Here is a 15,541-nt window from a genome sequence, read left to right on the forward strand (position 1 = left end):
TCCAGTGGCCAGGGTTGTGGATCACTCATGCCACGAATCAGTCGGCCCATTCCAGTCTAATGAAGTCTTCGATGCTCTGTGCCCGAGCTAGAACCATTTCTTCAGTCCACGATTCAGCGTCATGAATCTGTTGGCCAACCTGGATTGTGGCAATGAGACCGCAATTACGATAAACCTCAAACTTTTCAATTGGAGGCTTCGCTTTGAGCGATGAGTTGATCCCTGGTGGAAGCATAGTCAGATTGCCCAAGTGATGAGTCCAATCAACGCCACTGCTCTGAGCTGCAATGTGCTCTATGGAACTCGCAGGATCTTGCTCCCAAATCTTGCTCCACTGGCTTTCGTTGAGCTTTTGCCCCGCAAGTTTTGCCAAGTGCTCGTCATAACGGTTCAGCACATACCGCAGTTGATTCTGCCAGCCTTCGTAGCTGCTTATCCAATCGATGTTTTTTAACACCTCGTCAATCGAATATCCCTTAGAAATTTTCTGGATGCCACTGAGAATCTGATCCTTATCCAAGTTGTTCCGGTAGATCTCATAACCAAGACGAATATACTCCCCAACCTTGTGACGGCTATCTCGGCTTGCCAGCTCGTAGATTCTGAAGGTAGCGCGCTCCCATTTACCGAGAAGCTCTTGCTCTGTCTTTTTGTCGAATTTCCGCAATAGGATCGCTGCGGCAACAAATCGAGCGTGCACAATGCGCGTAACAGCCCGTAGGCGTGGATCTCGGAACAGGCGCAAGTTCGCCTGCACGACCCCCTCGAGCTCATGACCGACCTCTGCGATTGTTCTTAAATGGGTGCCAGCTTTCAAAGTTAGAAGTGCGGTCGAGTCGGCTTCACTGGGAATCCGATTCGGTCGCGCGTCAGAGGCCCATGCTCCTGCGAAACGGAGAGCTTCGTCACCGATTCGTGTGCTGTTTTCCAGCGAGCGATAAATGCCTCGCCAGACATCTTGCATTTCACCTACCGCCTCATCGCGAGTACCACCTTCAACATGCTCGAAAATCAAAGCCATTAGCTGGCTTTTAAGCTTGTCGATCCATTTCACATCAAGACCACGGCTGTTAAGAACCTCAAAAACTCTGTAAACAGTCGCCTCGTCCGAGATCTCATGGTAGATGATCGTTAGCTTGTTTCTGATGGTCACCAACAGCTCAAAGATCGTATCTCCACGAGCCAACCATTTACTCACAAAGAGCTCGCAGTCACGGGCAGCTTCAACCAAGTTTTGATCTGCAGCAGTTTTTGCAGAGCCTTCCTCCACCAACCCCTTGCGGATGTAGTTGGTGAAAACCTGACTCGCATCATGGTTTGTCTGGAGCAGAATCAGAGAATGATCGTCTCCTTTTACAAGCAGCTCACCCAACTCCCGTCGCACCTTGGCTTGCGTGACATCATCCTTGTCTAGAGCCTTCTCAATTGCCTTCATAAGGATGATGAGAGTCGTTACACGTTGTTGGCCATCAACCAGTTCAACGGTTTTGAACTCGTCAACGCCAAGAAGGCGAGTCTCTTTCTCCTTGGCCAAGGCGACTAGAGTTGCCATGAAATGCTCCCGACCAGATCGAAACGCCTCCTCGATGTCGCCGAACAAGTCTTTTCGCTGTCGGGATGTCCAGGAGTAGGCTCGTTGATATTCGGGGATTCGAAAAAGTCTTCCCTCAAGCAAGCCGGCGATCTTGAGATGTAGTGGATTGAGCTTCATGCGCGTTCCCTGCTGTTGAAATGATGAGAGAATAGCCATTGGCCAGCAAAAATAGCTAGCGAACCCTGCCAATCCTCCCTGACAAAAGGAACACGACATGAGTCTGCGCACCGATGTGCTGGATGCTGTAATCGAAGGTCACCTTGGCAAAGGTCTTATTGTCACAAGACAGGCTTTAATCCAGCTTTTCAGCGACATTGCTGAAACCTATACAGGCGTCTTCCTATCCAATTCGGAGATGACCACTGGCGTTAGCAGCCCAACCTATGAACACTTCACACAGCGGGTTGGTGTAGGCACCTACCGCATTCATCCTCAAGCGCTTCTTGATCGTATGATTGAGCGCGGGCTGGCTTAAGGAGTGATCGCTTACTCAAGCAGTATCCATGCCTTTCAAAGCTGACGTCCGTCTCGTGGCGGCGCAGCGAGGGCAACAGCTTCTGGGTCAGGAAAAACGGGCCTTTTCACGAACATGTGCTAGATGCGCTAATCCTCGCTGCTCCTGCTACCTTCTTGGCCCCGGTGATGGAGGCCCAAGCTCGGAAATGATATGGAGCTTGATTCGCGAGGCCATCGGCACTTCTCCAGCCTCTTAGTCCGACGGCGATCTGTAGTATCCCTGCGTCGAGCCAGCCCCCTGTCTGGCTACGGCTGTCGTGAATCAAAACGTGACTTCGCCAGGGTTCGGCGCTGTGAGCGTCCATCCTCACGCCTCTGGCCCAGAGTGGGCCGGAGCGATCCGCTTGAGCAAAATCTCAAGCTCCGGGCCCGTCCTCCCACTCTCTAATGCCCACCTCTGCGGCCATCTCAACCAACGTTGAGGCGTTTAGCACTCGTGTCATGTTTCTGAAACAACAGAAACGTATGCGTACTCCGTGTGCGTACTACGCTAAAATAAGCCGATAATCTTGGTAGGAAATACCTGTGAGCAACTCTGACAACCGATTTGACTACGAAGCGTATACCGCTTCAAAAAACGAGCTCCGCAAACTCATTGAAAATGATTTTGCGGAGGTGATCGCCCTTGTCAATAAATGCGATCATCTCATCCTGGACTCCACCGAAGACCTTGGCTCTACTGAGCCACTTACAGCCGCCGTTCACGCTCATTCCCTTTTTGTGGCAGCCTACGACCTAGCACGCGCTGGTCATTTTTCGGCATTATTCCCGCTGTTTAGAACCGCGATGGAATCAGCCATTTATGGCTACCTATTCAACCGCGAAGAAGGCCTTGTCGAAAAATGGCGGAATCGACACACCTCAGATGCTGATTTCAATACCAGCAAACAAGCATTTACAGCAGCAATTAAAAGATTCAGAGGCTACATCCAAGAGCACGACGCAAATTCCAATGACACCCCATATGAACAACATATCTTCAGCCTTTATGACGCTGCCATTGACTTTGGTGCACACCCGAACCCAATTGCACTCACGAACAATACGTCTGTAGTGGCAGAGCCTGAGCAGTTAAAAGTCAGCTATGAATACCTGCGCAGAAACAAAAAAGGAATACTACAGGGGCTTTATGCATGTATTGATTACGCACTGGCAATCGCTGAAATCAATCATCTTTCTCGAATGCTAGTCAACCCAGAGCTGCCCGGACTCGATGCCACTTTTCTAGCAACATTCAATGAATATAAAGCGTTATCTGACAAACTAAATGGACAGCCTATCGGTTTTGACAACCGGTACTACAAACGCATAAATCCTTTCGTACGAAAGCCTTCAGACGAGTAAGAGTAGCCAATTGAACCAGCGCATACCGGGATTGGAATGATCCCATCCCGGTTGCTCCTTTTCCGTAACCGTCCGGCCAAGTCATCTACCCAGCCCCGCAAAGCCAAGACATGGTGTGCACTTCAATTTAAGTGGACACCACTTCTAGCCTTTCAAGAGGTACCCACTCAACGTCTGGTATTTCACCATGCATGAGCCCCTCCGAGCAGTAGCGCTCTCGGTAGTCTTTGGTTCCAAGCAAAATCATGTTGGGACTGATGGGAAACTGGATTGCTATCGGCCCATCAGTGGAAATGGCATACGGGTTCTGCCTTTCGATTGGGATTGATGGGTCGTACCAAACGACTGGATTGTCGCTTGTGAGAAACGGTATGTCTGACGTGTTATGGATAATGGCAAGGCCAACCGTCTCAAAAAGCTCCCCGATTTTTTTGATAAGGCCGGGCATCGCATGAATGCTTTGATGAGGGTCGATGGACACCTCGACCTTGTCGAAGATGTCTTCGAAACCTCGGGGTGGTGGTGAGAGCTTTCCGTTCCTCACCAGCGCTTTCAGTGTGTCCTTAACGGTTGCCGCCAGCCCCGCCTCAAAAGCATCTCGCGCCGCAGGTACTCGAGCCCGCTGTAGAGCAACAAACTGGATGAAGGACTCAATGTCATCGTTTATGGACTCTTTCCGAGCCAGCTTTTCAACGAGGGACGGCCATGCGGACTCTACTTCACAGAAGATGTCCTCGAGGGTGTTATTGTCCTGACCCCCTTCGGGCAGCGGTTGCGAATAGTAATAGCGCTCAAACTGTGTTGTATCTGGCCTGGCAGGAAGCGCTCGTCCGGGGTTGTCCTTACGGTAAACGAGAACCTGGCCATTCTTATTCGCGAACGCTTTTAGATATGCTTTGGGGACAAAGTGGTGACGTTTTTTTGCTGGATAGAATTCACTCCTCTACTGGATATCAATAAACAATACGACCCGAATTGAATCTCTCGCCTGCTCGAGCGTATGTAGTCAGAACTCCTCACCCTCACCGCGAATCCAGTGGTGATCATGAACGATCAGGGTTCCGATAATGCCATCCGTTTGCTTTCTAAGGATTTCCTCGTGCTGAGAAGTTGCCAGTGCCAGCATCTGGATTGCAGATCTTGCGACCCGGAGAGCACCCAGGACTTCTTCGGCAAAGTCTGATTGGTTGAGATGCTCGACTTCAGGAGCTTGCCTCGCTCGCAAGGGATCTCCAAAGTCATGAAGCACTACGAATCGGTGCGTACCCGAATTCCGCAGATCTTTTTGTGAACGGAGAATCCCTTCGCTGCCATCGTAGTCATCAGCCAGCTCGGCTAAGCCGTACATCGCGTATACGCCTGCACGAATCAGTGCCTCTACTTTTTTTGTGAGCGGAGTACCTGTCTTCTTGTCTGCAGATTCTCTCCACAACTTTCCGAAAATGACCTTGTTAGGAGCGACTCCTAGCTCGAAATAGTGATTTGCCGTTACAGCTACCTTGTCCAGCAGATCAAGAGCTGTTCGATGCGCCAGTATGAGTGCCGAGGTATCAGGGCCGTATATTGCGTAGTCGAGCGTGTCCGCATACTGGCTTGTTTTCGGCCAAACGCTTCCATCACTTGCACGCCATACCAAATCCCGTGCGAGAACAAAATCGCTCTTCAGCATATTGAACATGGCGAACAATGGCGGTGGCCTGCCGCCCATTTCTGGTTCACGCTCGAGAATACCTGGAAGGGAAAGCCAGTCGAGCTTGCCCAAGGATGGATCGACGAGCTCTACCGCAGGGGCAAGCGTAAGACGTTCGTCTTCAACCCACCTGGTGAACGGACTTATGTGCTGGGAGCGCGGGGGAGGATCGCTTAGCTCACTGGCTAGCGCGTCAACCTTAGCTGCGACGCTTTCACCGGCATACTGAACAATTCGCTCCCTATGTCGAAGCGCCTGCCTGGCTAACATCACGGCTTCCATGTGCGTTAGCTCCGAGCAGTCTCCACGCCTATAAAGCCACATTAGATCCAATGCTGCGCAGAATGCGGCGACGCCGTTTTTTGGATCAACCTTTAGCGCGGAAAGGCGGGCATCATGAGCCTCAGAAAGCCGGTAGGATTTTGCGAACAAATTAGCAAGGTTCGTCCAAGCTTGTGTGCGTAATTCCACATCGGCATCTACGTCTTTCACCACCCTCCAATAGCATCGTCGAGCTTCGGTTCTGTAGGCCCGAGCCTGTTCCTGATGATCTAACCATTTTGAATTAGCGCTCCCACAGTTTGCTGATTCAACTAGCCCGTTTGCTAAGTTGTAAGTGATGTCCGCCGTCGGATACAGGTCGTGAAGTTCACGGTATAGCCCGAGGCCCTCATCAATTGCATCCTTGTAACCCAGCGATGCGCCGGCATTGACCAGAGTGGCCGCACGCAGGGACATCATATTTAAACGATCCCGCCCATCTAGAACGAGGTCGCGAGCTTCTTGTATCGCAAGGTTGGGATCGGCATCCACCAGGTAATCGAGGTGTGATGAGAGCTCCAAAAATTTGCTCAACATACAAATCATCTCCCTTTGGGGTGGTTACAGCTAAAACCCCTGGATAGAGACCTAGAGGATCTAAGTCGTCCCTGCGCCCCAAGCCCAATCACCGCCCACAACAACGAAGATCTCAGATTTGAAAAGTCGTGCTCGAAAGGCAGCTTGTACCGCGTTACGGAAATCGTTCCGTACAGCCGCCACGCTGGTGCCGTTAAAGAATCCCATCGTAGAGGTGGTAGGAATGACCACATGCTGCCCTTCGTCTGCTTTGACCACCTTCGCTAGGCCGATGCGTTGAAGATCCGCATACGCATTTTCATAATCCTTGGAAGACGCGTTTACAAGACAGCTTCTAGTCGTGTCCCCTTCGATCATCCATCGGGGCAGCTTGAGACCCACGGCAGCGGGTCTGATGTGATTCTGACGCCGGGGCACCTTGCGATTCTTTTAAAATTTAGTGGTAAGAGACGTTCATTGTTCGCTGGAAGCTGTTTATGGCGAATATTGACATGTGTGAAATTTCAAATTTTTACTGCACCAGGGCAAATACACATGTGTTTTTACTATGAGTTATCCTCGCTGAATGACGAATGAACGCTAGAGGTTCCTACTAGTGCTCTGCCACGGCTCCTAGGTTGAATGTTCGGTGACTGTGAGAAAAAACGTTATCCGTCAAACCTACGGAAGCGTGCTCGTCAGTGCACCTTATCTCGGTTGGCTTTGGAACGAAGTGGAGTCGTGGAGTCGAGTTCGCTTCGCTCAACGTTTAGTCGCTGTACTCTGAGGGTGACTGTTCGTTGATCCACAATTTCTGAAATCTGTGGAAGATGAAATTTTGTGATGGTGTCAAACGCTCAGTGTCAACGGCGAACACAACTCTCTGTTATTGATGCATTAATTCGAAATTTAAAGTTCGTCTGTCTAGAAAAACTTATTGCTCGACATCAATGGCATCCTCGGCCTCGCCGCGCTGATGGGCGGGATCAAACATGGCGAGCAGTCCTACAACGACGATTCGGCCCGCAGTTACAGCGTGATGATCCTCACCGCCATGGGCGTGTCGATGGTGGTGCCGGAGTTCATTCCCAAGGCCAACTGGAAAATTTATTCGGCGTTCACCATCGGCGCGATGGTGCTGCTTTACGCGTTGTTCCTGCGGATGCAGGTCGGGCCGCACAGTTATTTTTTCAGCTATAGCTACCCGGACAAACGCCGCAGGAAAGAGCCCGTGGAGCAGGAGCCGAAACCGGTCAGCCTGGCGCTGTCGATCGGCATTCTGGTGTTCGGTGTAGTGGTGATCGGCGCACTGGCCGAGGTGATGTCCAAGACCCTCGATCTGGGCCTGGAAGGGACGGGTGCTTCTCTGTCGACGGTGATTCTGACGGTACCGGTGATGGAGGCGATGGCGCTCTATACGGGGCAGCCGTTTCAGATGGCGATGACGCCGGTGCAGACGGTGATGATCTTCATCACGCTGATCGTCAGCGCGATCAACCTCAATGACGGTGAGACCAATGCCATCGAGGGCATGACCCACTTCGTGCTGTTTGCGACGTTCATCATGTTGTCGCTGCTGGGCCTCTGAGCCGATCACAACACCAAATGTGGGAGCGGGCTTGCTCCGGGCGGCGTTCCGACGAAGGCGTCGTGTCAGTCGATATATTTATTAGCTGATACACCGCTTTCGCGAGCAAGCCCGCTCCCACATTCAGACTTCCGCTTGGATCAGGTGCCGGCGATCAACTGCCGAGCCGCCTGACTGTGATCGGCAATCAGGCCTTTGAGATCCAGCCCTTCAACCTGCCCGTCAATCACGCGCCACTTGCCGCCGATCATCACTCTATCCGCTCGGTCCGCACCGCATAGCAGCAATGCGGAAATCGGGTCATGACTGCCGGAGAAGCGCAGTTCATCCAGTTTGAACAACGCCAGATCCGCCTGTTTGCCCACCGCCAGTTCGCCGATGTCGGTACGGCCCAACAGACTCGCCGATCCTTTGGTCGCCCAGCCCAGCACGCGTTCCGGGGTAATCTTCTCGGCGCCGTAACGCAGGCGCTGGATGTACAGGGCCTGACGGGCTTCGAGGATCATGTTCGACGCATCGTTGGACGCCGAGCCATCCACACCGAGACCGAAAAGTGCGCCGGCATCGGTCAGTTCGATGCTCGGGCAGATGCCGGATGCCAGGCGCATGTTCGAACTCGGGCAGTGGCAGATGCCGGTGCCGGCCGCGCCGAGGCGGGCGATTTCGTCGGGGTTGAAATGGATGCCGTGGGCCAGCCAGGTGCGCGGGCCGAGCCAGCCGACGCTGTCCAGATAATCCACGGTGCGAAGGCCGAAGCGTTGCAGGCAGAAGTCTTCTTCGTCGAGGGTTTCGGCCAGGTGAGTGTGCAGGCGCACATCAAGCTTGTTCGCCAGTTCGGCGCTGGCGGACATGATTTCCGGGGTCACCGAGAACGGCGAGCACGGCGCCAGGGCGATCTGGATTTGCGCGCCGTCGCCACGTTCGTGGTACTCGTGAATCAGGCGCTGGCTGTCGTCGAGAATCACCTGACCTTCCTGCACGGTCTGCTGCGGAGGCAGGCCGCCGTCCTTCTCGCCGAGGCTCATCGAACCCCGGGTGAGCATGGCGCGCATGCCCAGTTCGCGCACGGTTTCGACTTGCACGTCGATGGCGTTTTCCAGGCCATCCGGGAACAGGTAATGGTGATCGGCGGCGGTGGTGCAACCCGACAACAGCAACTCGGCCAGCGCGACTTTGGTGGCGAGGGCGAGTTTTTCAGGCGTCAGGCGCGCCCACACCGGGTACAGGGTTTTCAGCCACGGGAACAACGGCTGATTGACCACCGGCGCCCAGGCGCGGGTCAGGGTCTGGTAGAAGTGGTGATGGGTGTTGATCAGGCCCGGCAGGATCACGTGTTCACGGGCGTCGAACACTTCATTGCACGGTGTCGATGGTTGCTGGCCGGCGCCGAGCACTTCGGTGATCACACCGTCTTGCAGCACCAGACCGCCACGGGCATCGAGACCGTTGGCCGTGAAAATGGCGAGGGGATTTTTTAACCAGATACGGGTCGCAGGCATTGTGGCCGGCTCCTCTGAAAGTGGGGTTCAGGGTTGCCAGCTCAGTGTTGCCCTGTCTGCTGATCCAGGGTCGCCGCGAAGGGCGAGGTGCGGAGTTTCGAACAAAATGTTGCGACGGGCAAGCCCAACCCGACCAGACACCGGGATAACCCTGTGGGAGCCAGCCCCCACAGGGTCCAGTGATTACCAGGGAATGGTTTCACCCTTGTAGTTCACAAAGTGATGGCCGCCCTTGCCGGCAAACGCATCCACTTGATCCACCAGGCCTCGGGTGCTGGTCTCCACGTCGATGTCGGCACCTTCGCCGCCCATATCGGTTTTCACCCATCCCGGATGCAGCGACAGCACGGTGAGTTTCTGCTCGCCCAACTGAGTGACGAAGCTGTTGGTCATCGAGTTCAGTGCTGCCTTGCTGGCCTTGTACAGCGCCAGTTCCGGCGCGTCGGGCATGGTCACGCTGCCGAGCACCGAACTCATGAACGCCAGCACGCCGCTGCCATCGCGGATCTGCCCGACGAAGCGCTGGGCCAGGTTGATCGGAGCCACGGCGTTGGTGAAGAACAGTTGACCGACTTCGGCCAGCGTTGCGCCGCCCGGGGTCTGCACTTCAGGGCCTTTGACCCCGGCGTTGACGAACAGCAGGTCAAACGTCTCGCCCTTGAGCTTCTGGCTCAGAGCGATCACCGCTTGCTGGTCGTCCATGTCGAGTTTTTCGATCTGCACGTTGCCCAGTGCTTTCAGCGCCTCGGCATTCGAAAGGTTGCGAACCGTGGCGGTGACTTGCCAGCCGTCGGCCAGCAGGGTTTTCACCAGGCCCAGACCCAGGCCCCGGGAGGCGCCAATGATCAGTGCGTGCTTGGCAGGATTCAGTGCGGACATGATGGGCTTTCCTTGAAAGTTGAAAGATCACGGGTTCAATGGACAGCGTTGACCGAGCCGATGCTGCAATTCGTGGCGTAGCTCGCCGAGTTCGGCCATGCGGGTTTCAACCAGCTTGAGCTTGTCTTGCAGCAGTTGCGTGACGGTGGTGTCGGGGTTTGGCGATTGCCACAGCGCGCCAACGCTGCTGCCGATCTCGCCAAGGGTAAAGCCCAGACGCTGCGCCGTCTTGATGTACAGCACCAGTTGCACCATCTCCGGCGGATAGTTGCGATAACCGTTGGCGCTGCGTTGCGCCGCGATCAATCCGCGCTCCTCGTAAAATCGCAGCGTGTCACGACTGACATCGCAGGCCTGGGCCAACTCACCGATGCGCATCTTGCAGGTCTCGAAAGTGTTTGACCCTGGAGCATACTCCAGGCTTTACCGTGGTTGCTCCCTGAATTTTCGGAGCAAGGATGATGTGGACTTCAACGCAGTATCGGCAGTTGGTGCGCGGCAGTGCCTGGTATGACCTGATCGTGACGGCGGCGTTTGTCACGCCGTGGAGTTTTGCTGTGTTGCATGGGTTGTTGACGGCGCTGAGTCAGGCGCTGGAGCTGCCCGGCGAGCTGCCGCCGTTCGAACCTGCGCATTTGTTGATGGCGAATCTGTTCGGTTCGGTGGTGTGCATGTGGGCGGTGCTGCGGATTCGTGATCCGCAGGCGGTTTATGGGCGCTACGACGCGGTGACCCGGTTTCTGTTCGCCGCGTGGATGACGTATGCCCTGGCCCACGGCGCCAGTTCGTTGGTGGTGGGTTTCCTGGTTCTCGAAGTGGCGTGGGGCATTGCTCAAGCGTTGCCGGTTCGGCCGCTGTCGCGAGCCGTCACGGCTTAATGACCGGCCTGCCACGGCTGCCCCAGTGATACCGGCGCATACAACCGTGTACGCAGCGCATCTCGCGACAACACCACCAGCACCAGAATGGTCGCGACATACGGCAGCATCGCCAGCAAGCTCGAAGGAATCGCCAGCCCCAACCCCTGCGCCACCAGGTGCAGGATGCTGGCGAGTCCGAACAGATACGCCCCGAGCAATAGTCGCCACACCCGCCAACTGGCGAACACCACCAGCGCCAGCGCGATCCAGCCGCGGCCGGCGGTCATGTTCTCGGCCCACATCGGCGTATACGCCAGTGACAGATATGCGCCGGCCAACCCGGCCATTGCGCCGCCAAACAGCACCGCCAGTGTGCGCACGATCAACACCGGCAAGCCCATGGCACTGGCCGCGTCCGGGTTCTCGCCCACCGCTTGAATGACCAGCCCGACACGGCTTTTCACGATCACCCACGCCACCAGCGCAAACAGCGTGAACGACAGGTACACCAGCAGATCCTGGGCAAACAGCATGCGACCGATCAGCGGGATTTCGCTCAGGTAGGGAATGGCCAGCGGCTCGAAACCGGCCAGCGGTTTGCCGACCCACGCCGCGCCGACAAAGGTCGACAGGCCGACGCCAAAAATCGTCAATGCCAACCCGGTCGCCACCTGATTGGCGTTGAACACCAGCGCCACCAGCGCAAAGAGCGACGACAACAGCATCCCGGCGAGCATCGCCAGCACCACGCCCAACCACAGGTTGCCGCTGTTGAACGCGACGATGAAACCGATCACCGCACCAAACAGCATCATGCCTTCCTGCCCGAGGTTGAGTACGCCGCTCTTTTCGCAGATCAGTTCACCCAGCGCCACCAGCAGCAGTGGCGTACCGCAGCGCACCATGGCGTAGAAAATATTGCTCAGCAGATCGATATCCATCACAGCGCTCCGGCGGTTACGGCGGTGGTTGAAGTGCGCCGCACCCAGCGCAGGTTCAGGCGTGGTCGGTAGAGGATCAGCACGTCACAGGCCAGCAGGAAAAACAGCATCATTCCTTGAAACAACTGGGTGATCGCCTGGGGCAGATTCAGCGTCATCTGTGCGCTCTCGCCACCGATGTACAGCAGCGCCATCAACAGGCTTGAAAACAGAATGCCGATGGGGTGAAGCCGCCCGAGAAACGCGACGGTGATCGCCGCATAGCCGTAGCCCGGCGAGACCTGCGGCACCAGTTGGCCGATCGGGCCGGTGACTTCGCAGACACCGGCCAGCCCGGCCAGTGCGCCGCTGATCAACAGCGCGAGCCAGATCAGACGCTTCTCGCGAAAACCGGCAAATCCCGCCGCGCGCTTGTCCAGACCCAACACTTTTATCTGGAAACCGACGAAGCTTTTCTGCAGCAACACCCACACCGCGACCAGCGCAAGCAAGGCGAAATACACACCGATGTGTGCCCGACCGTCCTCCATCAACAGCGGCAGGCGGCTGGCATCGCTGAACATTGCTGACTCGGGAAAATTGAATCCGGCCGGATCCTTCAGCGGTCCGTGTACGCAGAACAGCAACAGGTTCAGCGCGATGTAATTGAGCATGATGCTGGTGAGGATTTCGTTGGCGTTGAAGCGCGTGCGCAACCAGGCGGTGAGCCCGGCCCACGCGGCGCCGGCGAGGGTGCCGGTGAGCAGGATCAGCACCAGCGCCCAGCGGCTTTGCAGATCGATGATGTTCACCGCCAGCGCACTGCCGGCCAACGCACCGAGCAACAGTTGACCTTCGGCGCCGATGTTCCAGATCCGCGCCTGATAAGCCACTGCGAGGCCCAACGCACACAACAGGATCGGCAAGGTTTTGACCAGCAGCTCGGAGACGCCATACAGGTCGCTGACCGGGGCGATCAGCAAGGTATGCAAAGTTTTCAGCGGATCATGGCCGAGGGCGACGAACAGCAACGATCCGCAGACCAGCGTCAGCACCGCCGCCAGTACCGGCGAGCACCACAACATCAGACGCGATTGGCGACCACGGGGTTCGAGGGAAAGCAACATGGGAAAACTCCGTTAAACCGTGGTCGGTTGTGAATGAGGGGTGTCGAACTGACCGGCCATCCAGCCGCCGACGTCGCTGAGGCGGGTCAACGCCGTGTCCTGCAACGTCGACAGGCGCCCGCCGCAGAGCGCGCCGAGGCGGTCGCTGATCCGGAACAGTTCGTCGAGGTCTTCGGAAATCACCAGGATCGCCGCACCGGCATCGCGCAAGGCAATCAGGGCGCGATGAATCACCGCTGCCGCGCCGACGTCCACGCCCCAGGTGGGGTGCGCGGCGATCAGCAGTTTCGGTTGCTGGAGGATTTCCCGGCCGAGGATGAATTTCTGCAGGTTGCCGCCCGACAGGCTGCGGGCGGCGGTCTGGGTGTCCGGGGTTTTAACGCCGAAGCGCTGGATGATCGTTTGGGCGAGGGCTTCGACCTTGCCGCGCTCGATCAAGCCGTGGCTGACCAGGCCTTGTTGAAAGGCGGTGAGCAGGGCGTTGTCCGCCAGGCTCATGTCCGGCACCGCGCCATGCCCGAGGCGTTCGGCGGGGACGAACGCCAGGCCGAGTCTGCGTCGCGCATCCGGGCGCCGATCGGCGACGGCGTGTTCTCGAAGATGGATGGTTGCCGCTGATTCGCGGGGCAGTGTCTGCTCGCCGCTGAGCAATGCCAGCAACTCGTCCTGACCGTTGCCGGCCACTCCCGCGATGCCGACGATTTCACCGCTGCGCACCTGCAAGTCGATGTCGGTCAACGAGCAGCCGAACGGATCGGGGTTGTGCCAGTTCAATCCGCTGACTTGCAGGAATGCTGCGCCGCCCCTGACTTTCGGGTACTCGCCGCTCAGCGCCGCCGACTCGCCGACCATCAACTGCGCCAGTTGTTGGTCGGTGCATTGCGCCGGTACGCAATGCCCGGCCACCCGACCACCGCGCAATACCGTGGCGCTGTGACACAAGGCGCGTACCTCGCCGAGTTTGTGGCTGATGAACAGAATGCTGCAGCCCTCGGCCGCGAGCCGGCGCAGGGTGATGAACAACTCGTCGGCTTCCTGCGGCGTGAGCACCGAGGTCGGCTCATCGAGAATCAGCAGGCGAATGTCTTGCATCAGGCAACGAACAATCTCGACCCGTTGCCGCTCGCCGATCGACAGGCTGTGGACAAGTCGCTGGGGTTCCAGCGCCATGCCATATCGGCGGGACACGTCACGGATTTTCGCCTCAAGTCGTTTCGGCGAACCGGCCGCCGGGCCCATCGCCAGTGCGATGTTCTGCGCCACGCTCAAGGTCTCGAACAGCGAGAAATGCTGGAACACCATGCCGATGCCCAACTGCCGCGCCTGGGCCGGATTGCGCATGATCACCGGTTGCCCCTGCCACAGCATCTCGCCCGAATCGGCCTGGATGACGCCGTAGATGATCTTCATCAACGTGCTTTTACCTGCGCCGTTTTCACCGAGCAGCGCGTGGATTTCACCGGGGGCGATGCTCAGGTCGATGGCGTCATTGGCGAGGCAACCGGGATAACGTTTGCTGATGTGGCGCAGTTGCAGGCGCGGTGTGGACGTGGGGTTTGGCATGACAGGCTCGGGTCGCTTGGAGTTGTGCCTGTGGATAAAGCAATTTCCTGGCCATTGAGTCAGGAACGCGGAAGGCCGCTGTTTGCCAGCCTGTGGCGTAGAGCCCGTGAAATGATTTCGACGTTTTGCGAGGCACCACTTGAGGGCAAAGCCTTTGATCAGGCTCCAGTTTTGCCCGTAACCGGCTGATCAAAAAACGACCAGTCCCGCCGGAGCCATGCAGAACCTGCGACTGCGCCAGCCATGAACGGCTTATCCACAGGTTGCTCCACAGTATTTGTGCGCAAGACAAAATCCCGGGCATAAGCACTGTCGGGCTTTCTTCTAAAGGCGATAAACAACGCTAAGCGATTGTTTTCATGTGAAATTGTTCGTTGTGTCAGGCGATTGGACGAAAAGTGAACAAATCCCGCAAAGCCACGTGACAGAAGGGTTACAGCCTCCTGTGCTCAGGTTATCCACAGCCGGGTGCACAGCGGATGTGGGCAAGTCCCGGGTATGAGCCAATCGGCTTGTGCCCTAAAACGTGGCGAGGGTTCAACGCTGCAGCAGGATTCGCCCACGGCTCAGGTCGGCCAACTGATTCTGCAACAGCTCGATGTGCGCTTCGCCCACGGCCAGTTGCAGCTCGACACCATTGGCGGTGAAGTTTTCCTCCAACACCAGACCGCCGAGATCCGCCACCCGCAACTTCACCAGTGCCAGTTCGCTGAAAGCGCAGGCGCAACGCACGGGCACGCGACTGATCAACTCGATCTTCGGCGCTGCCTGCAGGCACTTGTTTGCACCGCCGCCATAGGCCCGGGCCAGGCCACCGGTGCCCAGTTGAATGCCGCCATACCAGCGGATCACCAGCACCGCGACCTGATCGCAATCCTGCGCTTCGATGGCCGCGAGAATCGGCCGCCCGGCAGTGCCACCGGGTTCGCCGTCGTCGTTGCTGCGGTATTGATCGCCGAGTTTCCACGCCCAGCAATTGTGCGAAGCGTTCAAGTCGCTGTGCTGCTCGATGAAGGCTTGAGCCTCGGCAGGGCTGCCGATCGGCGCGGCGAAGGTGATGAAACGGCTTTTGCGAATCTCTTCGCGGAATTCGCAAAAGCCGCTGAGGGTGAATGGCATAAAAC

At 56.7% G+C, this 15,541-nt stretch carries 12 protein-coding genes and 2 pseudogenes; 4 read left to right on the forward strand and 10 right to left on the reverse strand.

Features of this window, described 5'->3' with window-relative positions; translation table 11 throughout:
* Positions 1-37: 37 nt before the first annotated feature.
* Positions 38-1,711 (reverse strand): GmrSD restriction endonuclease domain-containing protein, encoded by a 1,674-nt coding sequence (locus ACSPX5_RS27215; RefSeq protein WP_122674054.1) that lies wholly within the window; start codon positions 1,709-1,711, stop codon positions 38-40.
* A gap of 97 nt (positions 1,712-1,808) precedes the next feature.
* On the opposite strand from ACSPX5_RS27215, the gene ACSPX5_RS27220 reads away from it, so the two are divergent.
* Both ACSPX5_RS27220 and ACSPX5_RS27225 read left to right on the forward strand, forming a co-directional pair.
* Positions 1,809-2,069, forward strand: coding sequence for a hypothetical protein (locus ACSPX5_RS27220; protein WP_122674055.1), 261 nt, complete (start codon positions 1,809-1,811; stop codon positions 2,067-2,069).
* Between the two features lie 566 nt (positions 2,070-2,635).
* Complete coding sequence (locus ACSPX5_RS27225; protein WP_439820608.1) at positions 2,636-3,454, forward strand: hypothetical protein; 819 nt, start codon at positions 2,636-2,638, stop codon at positions 3,452-3,454.
* Positions 3,455-3,581: 127 nt separating this feature from the next.
* Here the strand turns inward: ACSPX5_RS27225 and ACSPX5_RS27230 are convergent.
* Both ACSPX5_RS27230 and ACSPX5_RS27235 read right to left on the reverse strand, forming a co-directional pair.
* Positions 3,582-4,358, reverse strand: a pseudogene (locus tag ACSPX5_RS27230) (DUF4238 domain-containing protein); the annotation flags it as partial.
* Positions 4,359-4,460: 102 nt separating this feature from the next.
* Positions 4,461-6,002 carry an LA2681 family HEPN domain-containing protein gene (locus ACSPX5_RS27235; RefSeq protein WP_439820609.1) on the reverse strand — a complete coding sequence of 514 codons (1,542 nt, stop codon included), beginning with the start codon at positions 6,000-6,002 and terminating at the stop codon, positions 4,461-4,463.
* A gap of 913 nt (positions 6,003-6,915) precedes the next feature.
* Between ACSPX5_RS27235 and ACSPX5_RS27240 the strand changes: the two are divergent.
* A pseudogene (locus ACSPX5_RS27240) lies at positions 6,916-7,569 on the forward strand (calcium:proton antiporter); the annotation flags it as partial.
* A gap of 140 nt (positions 7,570-7,709) precedes the next feature.
* On the opposite strand, the gene ACSPX5_RS27245 reads toward ACSPX5_RS27240, so the two are convergent.
* The 3 genes from ACSPX5_RS27245 to ACSPX5_RS27255 form a co-directional block, all read right to left on the reverse strand.
* Positions 7,710-9,068: an 8-oxoguanine deaminase gene (locus tag ACSPX5_RS27245; RefSeq protein ID WP_323161550.1), complete on the reverse strand. Its 1,359-nt coding sequence runs from the start codon at positions 9,066-9,068 to the stop codon at positions 7,710-7,712.
* Positions 9,069-9,251: 183 nt separating this feature from the next.
* Complete coding sequence (locus ACSPX5_RS27250; RefSeq protein WP_439822054.1) at positions 9,252-9,938, reverse strand: SDR family oxidoreductase; 687 nt, start codon at positions 9,936-9,938, stop codon at positions 9,252-9,254.
* Positions 9,939-9,974: 36 nt separating this feature from the next.
* Positions 9,975-10,325 carry a MerR family transcriptional regulator gene (locus ACSPX5_RS27255; RefSeq protein ID WP_169428728.1) on the reverse strand — a complete coding sequence of 117 codons (351 nt, stop codon included), beginning with the start codon at positions 10,323-10,325 and terminating at the stop codon, positions 9,975-9,977.
* Between the two features lie 83 nt (positions 10,326-10,408).
* Here ACSPX5_RS27255 and ACSPX5_RS27260 point away from each other — a divergent pair, with 83 nt between their 5' ends.
* On the forward strand, positions 10,409-10,825 hold the full coding sequence (locus tag ACSPX5_RS27260; RefSeq protein ID WP_439820610.1) for a hypothetical protein: 417 nt from the start codon (positions 10,409-10,411) through the stop codon (positions 10,823-10,825).
* Here ACSPX5_RS27260 and ACSPX5_RS27265 read toward each other — a convergent pair.
* The 4 genes from ACSPX5_RS27265 to ACSPX5_RS27280 form a co-directional block, all read right to left on the reverse strand.
* Positions 10,822-11,748 (reverse strand): ABC transporter permease, encoded by a 927-nt coding sequence (locus tag ACSPX5_RS27265; protein WP_439820611.1) that lies wholly within the window; start codon positions 11,746-11,748, stop codon positions 10,822-10,824. The two genes, ACSPX5_RS27260 and ACSPX5_RS27265, sit on opposite strands and share 4 nt — an antisense overlap.
* Positions 11,748-12,854, reverse strand: coding sequence for an ABC transporter permease (locus tag ACSPX5_RS27270; RefSeq protein ID WP_169428731.1), 1,107 nt, complete (start codon positions 12,852-12,854; stop codon positions 11,748-11,750). Before ACSPX5_RS27270 ends, ACSPX5_RS27265 begins: the two co-directional genes overlap by 1 nt.
* 12 nt (positions 12,855-12,866) lie before the next feature.
* Entirely contained in the window at positions 12,867-14,417 is a 1,551-nt protein-coding gene (locus tag ACSPX5_RS27275; RefSeq protein WP_439820612.1) for an ABC transporter ATP-binding protein, read from the reverse strand.
* Positions 14,418-14,954: 537 nt separating this feature from the next.
* Positions 14,955-15,536, reverse strand: a complete 582-nt coding sequence (locus ACSPX5_RS27280) for an IMPACT family protein (RefSeq protein WP_207868269.1) — start codon at positions 15,534-15,536, stop codon at positions 14,955-14,957.
* Between the last annotated feature and the right edge of the window lie 5 nt (positions 15,537-15,541).

The organism is Pseudomonas sp. HLG18, assembly GCF_051903985.1.
GTDB classification, from domain to species: Bacteria; Pseudomonadota; Gammaproteobacteria; order Pseudomonadales; family Pseudomonadaceae; genus Aquipseudomonas; species Aquipseudomonas fluorescens_BT.

Bases quoted from the DNA above. Each gene is read 5' to 3' on its own strand.
- ACSPX5_RS27265 (WP_439820611.1), bottom strand. From the start codon at position 11,748: ATGGATATCGATCTGCTGAGCAATATTTTCTACGCCATGGTGCGCTGC.
- ACSPX5_RS27270 (WP_169428731.1), bottom strand. From the start codon at position 12,854: ATGTTGCTTTCCCTCGAACCCCGTGGTCGCCAATCGCGTCTGATGTTG.
- ACSPX5_RS27235 (WP_439820609.1), bottom strand. From the start codon at position 6,002: ATGTTGAGCAAATTTTTGGAGCTCTCATCACACCTCGATTACCTGGTG.
- ACSPX5_RS27220 (WP_122674055.1), top strand. From the start codon at position 1,809: ATGAGTCTGCGCACCGATGTGCTGGATGCTGTAATCGAAGGTCACCTT.
- ACSPX5_RS27255 (WP_169428728.1), bottom strand. From the start codon at position 10,325: ATGCGCATCGGTGAGTTGGCCCAGGCCTGCGATGTCAGTCGTGACACG.
- ACSPX5_RS27245 (WP_323161550.1), bottom strand. From the start codon at position 9,068: ATGCCTGCGACCCGTATCTGGTTAAAAAATCCCCTCGCCATTTTCACG.
- ACSPX5_RS27280 (WP_207868269.1), bottom strand. From the start codon at position 15,536: ATGCCATTCACCCTCAGCGGCTTTTGCGAATTCCGCGAAGAGATTCGC.
- ACSPX5_RS27275 (WP_439820612.1), bottom strand. From the start codon at position 14,417: ATGCCAAACCCCACGTCCACACCGCGCCTGCAACTGCGCCACATCAGC.
- ACSPX5_RS27260 (WP_439820610.1), top strand. From the start codon at position 10,409: ATGTGGACTTCAACGCAGTATCGGCAGTTGGTGCGCGGCAGTGCCTGG.
- ACSPX5_RS27215 (WP_122674054.1), bottom strand. From the start codon at position 1,711: ATGAAGCTCAATCCACTACATCTCAAGATCGCCGGCTTGCTTGAGGGA.